The following is a 13,513-nucleotide window of genomic DNA, read 5'->3' as shown; positions in this document are numbered from 1 at the left end:
TACTTTCTTATATATAATGTTGAGATTCTTATGAGATTACACAAAAATATTTACACCTCTTAAAAAGCTACAGATTTCGCCCTTTTTTACGCTTCTTAAAGACTCAAGTTTCTTGACTAAGCAAGTTTGAAAAGTTCTTTATTGCTTATCCACAATCTACCAAATACTTTTCATTTTTATGAATTCTTATAGATCATTTCGCTTCTTAACAGTTCTTCGATTTGTCAAATGAACGCTCCTTTCTGTTATTTATCTAATAACAAACTCTACTATTCATGTTCTTTTTCATTCACTGTTTTTATACAAGGTAAATTTGCTTTTATTGTTAAAAATAACTAAAAAATAAAAACATAAATTTTGGTTATAAATAAACAAACTAAAAGTTATGTTTATAAAAAACATAAAATCATTCAAGGATTTGAATAATGAAACATGAACTTGAACAATCTGATAAAGCATTTTTCGGTCATCCAAAACCACTAAAAACTTTATTTTTTACAGAACTTTGGGAAAGATTTTCTTATTATGGAATTCGGCCTTTACTCGTTCTTTATATGGTTGCTATGGTGAATGACGGTGGGCTAGCACTTGATCGACCAACTGCCGCCGCCATTGTGGGATTATTTGCAGGTTCCATGTATTTAATGACCGTCTTTGGTGGATGGATTGCCGATAACTGGTTAGGTCAGGCGCGTGCTGTCTGGTACGGTTCAATTATTATTGCTTTAGGTCACTTATCAATTGCCCTCACCACCATTTTTGATCAATTCTTTTTTTATTTCGGTCTAGTTCTGATTGTTCTTGGCTCAGGTTTATTTAAAACTTGTATTTCAGTCATTGTAGGAACTTTATACAAAGCTCAAGATAGTAGACGAGATGCCGGATTCTCCATTTTTTATATGGGAATTAATACAGGCTCGTTTATTGCCCCGCTCATTACAGGTCTATTAGCTCGCGATTATGGCTGGCACTTAGGCTTTGGTATTGGCGGCATTGGGATGCTCATTGCTTTATTAATTTTCCGCTTTTTGGCTGTCCCACAGCTCCAAACTTTTAATGAGCTACGCCAAGAAGCCAATAGCTGTAGCAAACCTGTCGTAGAAAATAAAAATGCGCCTAAAATTGTATTTAGCTTTTTATTCGCTGTTGCAGTGGTTATTGGATTAACTTTCTTTGGGATTATTCACATCAACCCAGTCGTTGTTGCAACCTACTTAACTGTAGGAATTAGCATTGGAATTATTGCTTATTTTGCATACTTACTACTTTTCCTGAATTTAGAGCAACATAAAAAATTTAAAATCGTTATTTGCTTCGTTTTATTAGCAGCATCTGCTCTATTCTGGTCAGCTTTTGAACAAAAACCCACAACTTTTACTTTATTTGCACAAGATTATACGGACCGTATTGTTTTCGGATTTGAGATCCCAACTGTATGGTTTGAATCAATTAATGCTCTTTTTATTATTATCTTTGCTCCAGTTGCAGCTTGGCTATGGGCTAAACTAGGTAAAGCAAATAAAGATCCAAGCTATATCAGCAAATTTATTATTGCGTTGTTATTCGCAGCAGGTGGCTTTTTGCTTATGACTTTAGCCAGTCATTTTGCTATTCATGGCGGAGTAGTTTCACCATTTTGGTTAGTCGGCACTTTATTTCTTCTTACCATAGGTGAACTTTGCTTAAGCCCGATTGGCTTATCAACCATGACCAAACTTGCACCTGATGTCATACGCAGTCAAATTATGGGCCTATGGTTCACTGGTTCAGCTTTAGGCAACCTCATGGCAGGTTTGATTGGCGGACATGTATCGGCAGATGGTATTAATCATTTACCTAGCCTATTTATGCGCTGTGTATTGGCCTTGGTTATTGGCGCAATCGTGTTATTTTTATTAAAGAAACCAATGAATAAATTAATGGGCAAAAGCACCAACAAAGTTCAACCTGATTTGGAAACCATATGAACGACTTAACTGTTCCAGAAAAACTAGCAAAACTTCGTGAACTCATGACCAATCAACACGTTGATGCTTTGGTTGTGATGAGTGCAGACCCCCATATGTCTGAATATTTACCAGACTATTGGAAAGCAAGGCAGTGGTTAAGCGGTTTTAGTGGCTCTGTTGGCACTCTAGTCGTGACCAAAAACTTTGCAGGACTCTGGGCTGATGGCCGCTATTGGGTACAAGCTGAACAACAACTTGTTGGAACTGGCTTTCAATTACAAAAACTGACCAGTGATGAGTCTTCAACACATCTCGCGTGGATTGAGAAAAATTTATCAACTGATTCGGTTATTTCAGTAAATGGACAAACGCTTTCAATCCAGCAATTTAAAGCCTTGGAAAATACAGCAAAGCAACGTGGCTTTAAGCTTGAAACACAGCAAGATTTAATTGATTCAATCTGGTCTAATCGTCCAGAACTTCCTTTAGAGCAGATTCATTTAATGCCTAAAGGCTTAAATGCCTTATCTCGTAAAGAGAAAATACAAGCAATTCGCGAAACATTAAAAACTAAGGCGATTGAAGGGCATTTCATTTCATCTTTAGATGATATTGCTTGGGTCTTAAATGCACGTGGACAAGATGTAGAATACAACCCTGTATTCCTTTCGCATTTATATATCAGTACTCAACAGGTTGTTTTATTCATTGATAGCCACAAAGTTGATTTAACTACCCAACAGGCTTTCAAAGCGGATGACATTGAGATTCGTGACTACGAAGATACAGCTAAGTTTTTATCGAATATTTCTGATACCTCGGTACTTTTAGATCCAGCCAAAGTCTCGATTTTTCATGAACAAGCCATCGCAAAAGATATTCGGGTTGTATATGACATCAACCCGAGTACACTTTTTAAATCGCGTAAACATGAAACTGAAATAGCTCATATCCGCCATGCCATGCTTAAAGATGGAGTCGCTCTTTGCCACTTTTTCCACTGGTTAGAAAAAGCACTTCATCAAGGTCAACGTATTTCAGAACTCACCATTGATGAGAAAATTACAGCTTTCCGTGCTCAGCAAGAGGGTTTTATAGGCCCAAGTTTTTCAACGATTGCTGGCTTTAATGCGAATGGTGCTCTACCCCATTACCGTGCAACTGAAGAGCACTACTCGTTCATTAAAGGTGATGGTCTATTACTGATTGACTCTGGTGGACAATACGTAGACGGCACTACCGACATTACTCGTGTTGTTCCCGTCGGCACACCAACAGAGCAACAAAAACGTGACTATACTCTGGTTTTAAAATGTCATATTGCTTTGGCAAAAACCATTTATCCAGAAGGTTTAGCTGCACCGCTACTCGATTCAATTTGTCGTAATACTTTATGGCAACATGGTTTAGATTATCGTCATGGAACAGGTCACGGCGTAGGCTTTGCGCTTAACGTGCATGAAGGACCACAAGTGCTTTCTTATTACGCGCCTATACATGCCTATAGTAAGTTGCGTGAAGGTATGATTCTTTCTAACGAGCCGGGCTTATACCATGAGGGACAATACGGTATTCGTATTGAGAATCTGGTTGCAAACAGACTTCACTCAGGGTTTGAGAAAACCTACGGCGATTTCTTAGAGTTTGAAACGCTGACCCTTTGCCCGATTCATTTAGATTGTATTGTCGTTGACATGCTAACGAATGAAGAGAAAGACTGGTTAAATGGTTATCATCAAATTGTTCAAGAAAGACTCGCTGAACACTTATCTGGCGATATTTTAGATTGGTTGATTTATAACACACGTAAGATTTAAATATTTAATAGCATTAAACCAAATCAAAGCCTTGAAAGAGCCAAGGCTTTGATTTAAATCCTATAAGATATGTAAAGAATCAAAAACCATACTAAATACTTATTCTAATCCGTTTATTATTTTTTATTTAGTTACAGTTTCTGTCTAATAGAATTTTAGGAACTTTTTTCTTATAGAGTTCAAACTTTTTTGTAATTTGTCTATCTTTGTTTCCAACAAATGACTTATTTGCTATTAATTCCATAGCACCTTTATTTGATTTTTTACTATCATCAGCAATAAGGTCATCTAAGTCATCATTAGCTTCTATCAAACCATTCTTATATCTATATTTTAGGTAATTTGTATTAATCAAATTATCCTTCTTAAAATTGAACTTATATTTTTCTTGTCCCGATTCTCCATAAAGACTCAATATAAGAGAACAATAATTTTTCTCTTTTTTCAATTCGATCCCGCCACCTTCAGGACTAATTCCCTGATCAGTTAAATCCAGCTCATAGATTTTCTTTGGAGACATGTTAGTTTTAGCGGATAAGTTACATCCTGTTAAGAGAAAGAAAAAACTAATAATAAGTTTTATTATCGTGCCTTGTTTATTTAACATTATATACTACCTTTAATGGATCACCGCCTGCATCTTTGGTTAGTTGTCTAAGCTGCGACATAGTTTTTCCAGTTTTTAGTTGGAAGTGAGGATTATCAACTATTGATTTCCAATCTCCACCCCACTCTAATCCAATACTTTTCCCGACAGGGGCGACTTTTCTCAGTATTTGAATATTTTTAGCATCCGACTTTGCATCCATGTGAAGTTTACCATCTTCCCATAATGGAAAAACATCAACAGCCAAAGCAAAGTTATGGTTACTTTGACCACCTCGTGCTCTTGTTACAATACTTCCAGGTGTTGTACGTCCTTTGGCGTACAAAGCATCTTGCTGTGCATAGGTACGATAATCTTGAACAATAACAAGTTGTACCTGGTGCTTTACATACACTTCATTGATGAACTTTCTGATTAAGTCCCTTACTTGTGGATGTAATCTAGCTATAGCTCTCTCATTCTTTGCAGAAACTTTTGAAGATGCAGAGGTTGACGATGATACCTTTGCAACTGGTGTCTTTTCCTTATTTTGTGAGGCATCCTGAACAACTTTAGGTGGTGTTACAGGCCGATTCTCGTCTTTTTTCTTCTCAGTATGTGGTTTAGGCACAGTAGACTTAATTTGACGATCATAGACTTTTATCGTTTGGTTTTGTGAGATTTTACCGTCACTTAATCCATTAAGTTTCTTAATTTCGTCAATGCTATTACCAGTAAGTTTAGCAATTAAAGGCAAAGTATCGGTTCGCTGAGCTACGATAATCTTAGTTTTCTCTGCCTGATATTGCTGTGGTACAGGGGGTTTTGGCTTGTTTTCAGGCGCAGGCGAAGAAGCCTCAGTTTTATTGGTAGGTATCTTTAAGACTTGCCCAGCATGAATATCTTGGTCATTTTTTAAGTTGTTGATTCTTATTAACTCATCCGTAGTTGTATTGTTGTCTTTCGCGATTCGAGATAAATAATCTCCTTCAGCAACAATATAAGTTGATCTAACATATCCTCCCTGTGCTACTTCTTTAGTAGTTAGCTTTAAACCTTTAAGCAAGACTTTAGGGCTACGTATAGTAAAAATAGTCTTTTCGCCAATTAGTTGTATTTTAACTTTAGAGTTGTACTCTCCAGTGGCTATACTTCTAACTCGAACATCAATAACTGTTCCAACTGGACGTTTAATCCATACTGATTCGCCATTGGCAGTAGTAACAAACTCAGAAATTAATGAGGAACCAACCCAAAGTTGATGAGCTAACCCATTTATTGGTTGGCCCAGGGCATCTAAGAATTTTATATTGGCTAGACAATCCATGATTATATCTCACCCCCCATATTCATGATTTTCGTGTGAACCACATTTACATTCATAATCATGTTCATCATCTTCATTGCCAGTTTCAACTGAAACAGTCCAACCCTCATCTATACCAATCAGCATATCGTAACCTTCATTAGTAGAAGTATTTATACGTTGAGTTCGACCATGTTCATCTAGCGTTCCTGAAATATAAGTATTGTTTTTATTATTAATTAATTTGTATTTCACATTTGAGAAATTAGATTCATAAAATAAATCATAAAAATCCCATTTATTTGTATAATTATTAATCTCATTAACGACAGGTAAATTAGGAAGTTCCGCTTTAACTCGCTGTCCATCATTAAAGATATGCTGACCAGCTTTAACTTCAAATTTACCCCCTGTTATCAAACTAATACCTTTATCATTAATTACAATACGTGTACCACCAGCCATACTTTTTTTATTCTCTAATATTAGAATATAAAGTTATACTAGCATAATCTGATTAAATCTAAAAATTAAACCCAATGACCATGATTGTTTCTGCTCACTTAGGTGATGTTATTATGATTGCAGCAGATAAGAGGGCAATGAATTATAATGTTGAGACTAATGAATTAAGCGTATCACATAATAATGAAAATAAAATACAGTTATGGTGCAGAGGTGCAATTGCGGGAACAGGTGATGTTGTATTTATAAACAGAATAATGAAGCGATTCGCTGATATTTCTATTGAAGAACAAAAGATTAAACAAATAGATATAATTGCTGAGGAAATAAATAGAAGATTATATGAAGGATTACCTATAGATTTTATTAATAATAATACAATTGTATTTTCTATTTTTAATGGTGTGAATTCCTTATTATATTCAATACCGATTAGCGCATTTCTTGAAAAACAACTGTCTAATACTTACCTTAATAAAGTTGAACCAGGAACAGTTGAAGTGTGCTGTCTACATACTCCTCCAGATTTATCGTATCTAAAAAACTTTCAAAGTAATTTACGGAGTCTTAATAGTTTCGATAGCAATGTTCAATTCCTTATGTGTTATGTTGAACAACTAAAACAAATCTTTGCGATGCAAGCTTCAATTGATCCCAGTGTTACTTCTGCATTTGATTTATATTTACAGTCTTGCCAGACAGGTCAAAGGCTTGCTTTACATATTGAAAATCCGCTTTTAATTTCATCTATTATATTTAAATGACTAAACATCTAATTTAGAAGTACTTATTTTGGTATGCTTCTATGTAAAAGATAAAGTCGAAGAATATAAAAATTCTGATATAGTAGCCATCTATTGATGGTGGCTTTATTTTATACATGAGTACTTTAGCAATCTTGGGTACTAAATTGAGTATAAAAACCACATCAAAATAGAATCCCCTTATTTATTAGCGAGTTGAATCTAAAATGCTTCTAATGATCGACAATTACGACTCTTTTACCTACAACATCGTCCAGTATTTTGGCGAGTTGGATCAGGAAGTAAAAGTTGTTCGCAATGATCAAGTCACATTAGAGGATATTGAACGATGGCAACCAAAATATCTTGTGATTGGTCCTGGCCCTTGCTCTCCAAGTGAAGCAGGTATTTCAATTCCTGCAATTAATCATTTTGCCGGAAAAATTCCTTTGCTTGGCGTGTGTTTAGGCCATCAAAGTATTGGGCAAGCTTTTGGCGGAAAAATTGTAAGAGCCAAAACGGTGATGCACGGACGTTTATCTGATATGTACCACAGCAATAAAGGTATTTTCAGTAATCTTCCTAGCCCATTCTCGGCAACTCGTTATCATTCTTTGGTGATCGATCAGCAAACACTGCCTGATTGCCTTGAAGTAACGTGCTGGACCAATGAAGCAGATGGTTCAATGGAAGAAATTATGGGCGTTAAACATAAAACACTTCCTGTTGAAGGCGTGCAATTCCATCCGGAATCCATTTTGAGCCAACATGGCCATCAAATCTTTAAAAACTTTTTAGATATCTACGCATAAGCCAGCCATCAATAGATTGTTTTTAAAGTAATTTGATAAGAACCCTTAATAAAAAAGCCAACTACGATCAGTTGGCTTTTTTTATGGCTGAATCAATTACAACTTTAACTGTTGCACAATTGACCCATCTTGTTTTGCTACCAGCGATTCGCAGAGTTGAATACGCTCTTTAGTCTGTTTCAATCCTCTTTCTACCCCGACCAACTCTTTAGTTCGAGGTGCAAAAAAGTCATTTAACTGTACCGCTTGTTGTTGGGTACATGCTGCCCCACTAAACATTGCAGGGAAACGCCCAGCCGAAGATTTACCTAAACGATCAAACACAGCGTCATGATTTACCTTAAACCAAGACCATAAGCCACCTTGTTCATCTCCATAATTATTGATGGAGTTAACCACGGTACGAACTTCACCGACTTTAACACGCGGGTTTAAAATCAATTGACGTGCTTGTTGGCGTGTCGCTTCTTGATTTGCTGAACCTAAGGCCGTAAGAATTGCAAGACGTTGTGTCGGTTGAGTCACGCGTTGTAACTCACCAGATAAACGGTCAAAAGCTGGTTGACCTTTTTCTTGTACACGTACAGCTAAAATGGTTGGCAATAATTCAGGGGTTACTTGCGCAAAATTAAGCTGCTTTTGAGCAAAGAGAGCATCTGACTGTTTTAACAGTTGTGTACGAACTTCAGGAACTTGAATATCTAAAGCAAGAAATCTAACTAACTCACTACGCCATAAACTGTCTTCAGCTGATTCGCCTGTTTTGCTGACATAACCCAACTGATTTAATTTAGGTAAATATAAATTGGCTAAGACTTTTCTAAAATGTTCACGTTCAGCATCTGTTTTCAACACATGACGATGAATGGTACTTAACTGGGAAAACAAAGCTGTACTAATTTGTCGGCTATTCGAATTAGCAAATTTCTTCGCAGCATCTACGACAGCCAACAAATTAATATCCCCATGGTTAAATGCCGCTGAAATTGCATAGGCATAGGCCAACTGTTCAGTGTTAGAAAGCTTTTCTGTAGCAGCAGTCAGACGAGTAAATTCTTTTTGAGGCAAACTAAATTGGTAATACCCTGCCGCATCTGCATTTGGAATATACCAACTACCAAGGCTAGCACCTTTGAGTTCAATCTTGGCTTCTGCTTGGTCTACCAACTCACACTGAACCTTACTGGCTGCATTTGGAACTTCATAACGTACACATAACGGTACGCCCCAAAGGCTTCTTGCATCACCTTTTGAACCCACAGGTAAATAACGAGTTTGCTTCACATTTAAAAAGACTTTATTGCCTTCTTGCTGTAGTGAAGTATTGATTAAAGGGACACCCGGTTGATCAAGGAAACTTTTCATCGCTTTGGCAAAACGCTCACCTTGCTCAGACTGCTCTGCTAAAGCGCTAATTAAATCATTGGCTGTCGCATTACCATATTGGTGCTTATTAATATAATTGCGTACGCCTTGTTTGAATTTTTCTTCGCCTAAATAGCTCTCAAACATATTTAAAACAGCCGCACCTTTTTGGTAAGTGATGCCATCAAAAGCAGTTTGAATATCGGCATTGCTTAAAATAGGCTGACGAATACGACGTACACTCACCAAGCTGTCACTTTTCATCGCATCAGCAGTATCTGCAATACGTTCTAGGTCAGCATTAAATTCGGGATGTAGTTTTTGAGTGATTTTACTTTGCATCCATGTGGCAAAAGATTCATTAAGCCACAGATCATCCCACCATGGCATCGTGACCACATCACCAAACCATTGATGTGCCAACTCATGTGCATTGACATTAAATGAATTCTGTACAAAAGAGACTGGCGAGTCCTTATCTAGCAACATTAGATAGTCTCTAAAAGTAATTAGCCCTGGGTTTTCCATTGCCCCAGCAGCAAAGTCTGGTGCTGCAAGTAAGTCGAGCTTGTCAAATGGATAACCAAAGGCAAAATAATCTTCTAAAGTTTTTAAAATGGCTGGCGTTTCAGATAAGGCATGCTGCATTTTTTCAGCTTTAGCATCAGGCGCAATACCACGTAACTGAATCTGCTGCTTACGCCATGAAGTTGTCCCAATATCTGGCCCTTTTTGTAATTGCCACGGTCCAACAGCCAGCGCAAGTAAATACGTTGGTAGTGGTTTAGTTTGTGCAAAACTTAGTGTTTTCCAACCCGATTTCTCGGCTTGCTCGGATGTTTGTTGGGTATTGGCAAACCCTGAATATTTGCTTGGAATCGTCAAACGAATATTAAACGGCGTTTTAAAACGTGGCTCATCAAATGACGGGAATGACTGGCGTGCACTAATTGCTTCCATTTGCGTCATCACATAAGGTTTACCCTCAAACTCGATTTTATAAATACCATCGAGCTGCTGGTCATACGCTGCATTAAAATCTAGAACGAGTTGATACTGGCCTGCTGGCAAGGTCTTGGCAAATTTAATTTTACTTACCCCATCAACCTCGGAGGCTTGCTCATATTTCGCCTTCGTTTTAGCACCTTCAGCCGATGTGATATTCACATCTTTCACCGTCAAAGATTTACCATGAATCCAGATGTGATCTGTAGCTTGAGCCAGCTTTAAATGAATAGTGGTTTTACCGGTATAGCCTTTTTGTGCGGGATCAATCTTAAAATCTAAATCATAAGATTCGGGTATGACCCACTCGGGTAATTTACCAATCGGGATTTGTTCACTGTTATTCGATGCAAAAATCTGTGTTGCCGATAAAGATAATAATGTTGTAAGTAGTAATCTTTTTTTAAATGAAGGCTTGACCGACATAAGGGATCTATCCTCTGTAGTTTTAAATAAAAAGATGCAGCAATTGCTGTACCACTTCGCTGCATCCATACATCATTCTTAAAATTTATAGTTAAACTCCAACCAACCTTGACGGCCGAATGGTGAATATGATCCTATCGGATAATACGGCCAACCGCCTGTGTCATCTCGTTTCACTTTGTCAAATAAGTTATTGATAATGATTGAAGCAGACGCTTTTGGAGAGATTTGATAAGTACCACTCCAGTTCACCAAATACGTTGGGCTTAAATAGGCAGTCTGGTCGCCGTTTGGAATTTTGCCATAACGATTAACTAATACTGTTGATGCCCAATCACCAAAGCTCCAGCTGAGACTGGTATTAAAACGGTCACGCCAATCCGGAATAGTTAAATCTTTTAAATAGTCATCTTTCTCGCCATCTTTTGATTGTTGATATTCATGTTCTAGTACACGGCTATAATTGATCGTCCAGAGAAAGTTACCAAAGCTGTCTGTTTTCCAGCGCCATCTGCTAGTGAAATCAATCCCGCGGGTATGGTCGGATGCAGCATTAATCGGAACGATATTTATATTCTTAATCACATTTGGGTCGACAACTGCATTTGCAGGGTTACGCTCCACACGTGCTAATGCATCAATACAGGCTGCAGAGTTAATATCTTGGTTGCCTAAACGACAATCTGCTTCCAAACGTAGAATTTTGTCCGCACTTAAGTTGGTCACAAGATTATCAATTTTGATATCCCAGTAATCGACGCTGATATCAAATTTATTGGTTGGCGACCAAACAAACCCTGCACCATAAGATTTACCCTCTTCAGGTTTCAATTCTTTGTTTCCGGTTAAAGTGTAGTTCGCCCCAGGTGCGTAATCTTTAAAGCTACATTTATCTAAAGGTTGTCCCGTTTGGCTACAACGTAAATAGTCAGTCGTACTTGCGAAATAACCTTTTTGCTTATTTAAGAACAGATAGTTCATATCTGGTGCACGAAAACTGGTCGCGTAGTTACCACGCACCAATAAAGTCGGATGTGGTCTAAACTCGAGACCCGAACCGAAAGTTAGCTTATCAATACTGTTATCTGACAAAGCATAACGGTCATAACGTCCAGACAAGGTTAAATTTAACGGTTTTGCTAAGGGTAAGAATAATTCAGCACCGAGCGCTTGACGGGTCCGTGCTCCCCCATATTCACCACTAGAGCTTAAATTATAATATTCACCATTTTCGACCGCCTCATCTGGCTTAATTGAAAAACCTTGACGCCCAATTTCGGCTACAGCCGCAAGTTTGGCCGTTCCTGCAGGTAACTTAAATACGTCACCATTCGCGCTTAAGGTTAAACTTTGCGCCCACGACTTATCTTTTTCTTTTGTTGTGCCCGAAATACTTTCAAATTCACTTGCTGTGAGTGGTCGACTTAAACGATCTAAATGAGGTGAATAAATAGGAATACCATCTGCATCTGTACCAAGTTGCTGACCTAAGAAGTACTCATCAACATTCGAACGTAATAAGCCTTGGCGGCGTAGCTGACTGGTATAGATGGAACCATTATAGGCTGCCTCATAACTCCAGCTCGTTTCTCCAATATCGCCTCGAATTCCGAAGTTTAAGTTCGAAGAAAGTTCTTTCCATTTTTTATTTATTCGTTCTACTCCGCCTAATTCTTCAGGTGCAAAGCGGCGATTCCAAATTTCATAATTTCCCGAATCTTGATTTAGGAAATAACCACTTGATGCGCCAAGAGAAGTCCATATCGGACTACGGGTATTGTTTTCAATTTGATTTGCCCCAATTAAAAAATCTGCAAATAATTGAGTTTTATCATTTAACTCATAATCTAAACCGAGATAACCATTTTGACTGCGATTTTGAGTTTGAACAGTCCAATAAGTCGGTCGAGCCAAACCACTGGCACAATTGTCCGCCCCTGCTTGTCCAATATTATTGACTGATCCGTTAAATAAACCATTAAAGGCCTGACATCCACCAATTGAAAGATATTTACCAGTATCAGCATTTTTACGACCCACAACCGTGTCTGGTTTTTCTCCTAAACGAGTTCGGCTCTTCATAAAATCTCGATCGGCTGCCCATATCGGTTCACGGCCGCTGAGTTCAACCCCATAAACAAGGCTGAGCTTGTCTAAAGTTTTACTACCACTTAGTTGTAAACGTAAGTTTTCACCACCTTCTTTGGTTCCGCCTGCCTTGATATTAAATTGTGTGCCATCTGTTTTCTTTTTTAGAATAATGTTCACCACACCTGCAATTGCATCTGAACCATAAATTGCAGAAGCACCACCGTTTAATATTTCAATACGGTCAATAATAGCAGTTGGAATATTGGCTAAATTTACGAAATTGACAGACCCATCATAAGGTACGGGATAGTCTGCGACCCGATGTCCATTAATTAAAGTTAAAGTATGATTCGGTCCTAAGCCTCGTAAGCTAATGGCATTAGCCGCAGGTGTAAAAGTATTTCCATAATCGGCACCTTGCACAAAACCCGTGTTCTGCGTCAAGTTATTGAGTGCATCAAATGCATTACTAAAACCTTGTTTTTCAATATCGGCTGCGGTAATAACGGTCACACTGGTCGGGCCATCTTTTTGTGCTTTTGAAATCCGAGATCCTGTCACAGCAACACGAACTACTTTATCTGGTTTAGTTTGGTTTTGTGGTTGCTCTACAGTTTCTTGTGCATAGCTTTCTAATGGATGAAACAGTGCAACAAATACAAAAATAAATGAGCGCTTATTTTTTAACGTCCCTAGATATTTCAAGTTATTTAAATACATATTTATTAGTAGACAAAATAAAGATCGCCCTACTATATCTACTTTTATTTGGTTGATTTATACACATTTTTTCTAGATATATTTATGTTTAATATATACCAAATGGTTAATTATTTATCATAAAAACTCACAACAAACTAAAACCTTTTTCAATAAATAAATTTTGTTTATGAATAGACTCAAAATCTTCACTGAGCAAAATTTTTAAATCTCTTATCGAACAGCAAA

7 protein-coding genes and 2 pseudogenes are annotated in these 13,513 nt (G+C 37.5%); 4 read left to right on the top strand and 5 right to left on the bottom strand.

What is annotated here, in order from left to right; all coding sequences use genetic code 11:
• The first annotated feature begins 405 nt into the window (after window positions 1-405).
• Both ACH8JV_RS01255 and ACH8JV_RS01250 read left to right on the top strand, forming a co-directional pair.
• A pseudogene (locus tag ACH8JV_RS01255) lies at window positions 406-1,967 on the top strand (peptide MFS transporter).
• The gene (locus ACH8JV_RS01250; protein ID WP_396519287.1) at window positions 1,964-3,766 is read left to right on the top strand and encodes an aminopeptidase P family protein; all 1,803 of its coding nucleotides are present in this window, start codon (window positions 1,964-1,966) and stop codon (window positions 3,764-3,766) included. The pseudogene ACH8JV_RS01255 and the gene ACH8JV_RS01250 overlap by 4 nt, the downstream one beginning before the upstream one ends.
• 127 nt (window positions 3,767-3,893) lie before the next feature.
• Here the strand turns inward: ACH8JV_RS01250 and ACH8JV_RS01245 are convergent, their stop codons facing one another.
• From ACH8JV_RS01245 to ACH8JV_RS01235, 3 genes are read right to left on the bottom strand one after another with little or no spacing between them, the layout of a single operon-like run.
• Window positions 3,894-4,373, bottom strand: a complete 480-nt coding sequence (locus ACH8JV_RS01245; protein WP_002052431.1) for a hypothetical protein — start codon at window positions 4,371-4,373, stop codon at window positions 3,894-3,896.
• Window positions 4,363-5,679, bottom strand: coding sequence for a LysM peptidoglycan-binding domain-containing protein (locus tag ACH8JV_RS01240; RefSeq protein WP_396519285.1), 1,317 nt, complete (start codon window positions 5,677-5,679; stop codon window positions 4,363-4,365). The genes ACH8JV_RS01245 and ACH8JV_RS01240 overlap by 11 nt, the downstream gene beginning before the upstream one ends.
• Before the next feature lie 9 nt (window positions 5,680-5,688).
• Window positions 5,689-6,123, bottom strand: a complete 435-nt coding sequence (locus ACH8JV_RS01235) for a hypothetical protein (RefSeq protein WP_396519283.1) — start codon at window positions 6,121-6,123, stop codon at window positions 5,689-5,691.
• Between the two features lie 113 nt (window positions 6,124-6,236).
• Between ACH8JV_RS01235 and ACH8JV_RS01230 the strand changes: the two genes are divergently transcribed.
• Complete coding sequence (locus ACH8JV_RS01230) at window positions 6,237-6,887, top strand: hypothetical protein (protein ID WP_396519281.1); 651 nt, start codon at window positions 6,237-6,239, stop codon at window positions 6,885-6,887.
• A gap of 206 nt (window positions 6,888-7,093) precedes the next feature.
• Window positions 7,094-7,678: an aminodeoxychorismate/anthranilate synthase component II gene (locus ACH8JV_RS01225; RefSeq protein WP_005307201.1), complete on the top strand. Its 585-nt coding sequence runs from the start codon at window positions 7,094-7,096 to the stop codon at window positions 7,676-7,678.
• Window positions 7,679-7,774: 96 nt separating this feature from the next.
• On the opposite strand, the pseudogene ACH8JV_RS01220 reads toward ACH8JV_RS01225, so the two are convergent.
• Both ACH8JV_RS01220 and ACH8JV_RS01215 read right to left on the bottom strand, forming a co-directional pair.
• Window positions 7,775-10,539 (bottom strand): annotated as a pseudogene (locus ACH8JV_RS01220) (M1 family metallopeptidase).
• A gap of 13 nt (window positions 10,540-10,552) precedes the next feature.
• Window positions 10,553-13,285 carry a TonB-dependent receptor plug domain-containing protein gene (locus tag ACH8JV_RS01215; RefSeq protein WP_396519279.1) on the bottom strand — a complete coding sequence of 911 codons (2,733 nt, stop codon included), beginning with the start codon at window positions 13,283-13,285 and terminating at the stop codon, window positions 10,553-10,555.
• Window positions 13,286-13,513: the final 228 nt, after the last annotated feature.

The organism is Acinetobacter sp. ABJ_C5_2, from assembly GCF_044538485.1.
Lineage (GTDB): Bacteria > Pseudomonadota > Gammaproteobacteria > Pseudomonadales > Moraxellaceae > Acinetobacter > Acinetobacter nosocomialis_A.
This window is presented reverse-complemented; position numbering and strand designations above follow the sequence as displayed.

What these genes read in the sequence shown, in the direction of transcription:
- ACH8JV_RS01250 (WP_396519287.1), top strand. Translation starts at nt 1,964, where the DNA reads ATGAACGACTTAACTGTTCCAGAAAAACTAGCAAAACTTCGTGAACTC.
- ACH8JV_RS01245 (WP_002052431.1), bottom strand. Translation starts at nt 4,373, where the DNA reads ATGTTAAATAAACAAGGCACGATAATAAAACTTATTATTAGTTTTTTC.
- ACH8JV_RS01240 (WP_396519285.1), bottom strand. Translation starts at nt 5,679, where the DNA reads ATGGATTGTCTAGCCAATATAAAATTCTTAGATGCCCTGGGCCAACCA.
- ACH8JV_RS01235 (WP_396519283.1), bottom strand. Translation starts at nt 6,123, where the DNA reads ATGGCTGGTGGTACACGTATTGTAATTAATGATAAAGGTATTAGTTTG.
- ACH8JV_RS01230 (WP_396519281.1), top strand. Translation starts at nt 6,237, where the DNA reads ATGATTGCAGCAGATAAGAGGGCAATGAATTATAATGTTGAGACTAAT.
- ACH8JV_RS01225 (WP_005307201.1), top strand. Translation starts at nt 7,094, where the DNA reads ATGCTTCTAATGATCGACAATTACGACTCTTTTACCTACAACATCGTC.
- ACH8JV_RS01215 (WP_396519279.1), bottom strand. Translation starts at nt 13,285, where the DNA reads ATGTATTTAAATAACTTGAAATATCTAGGGACGTTAAAAAATAAGCGC.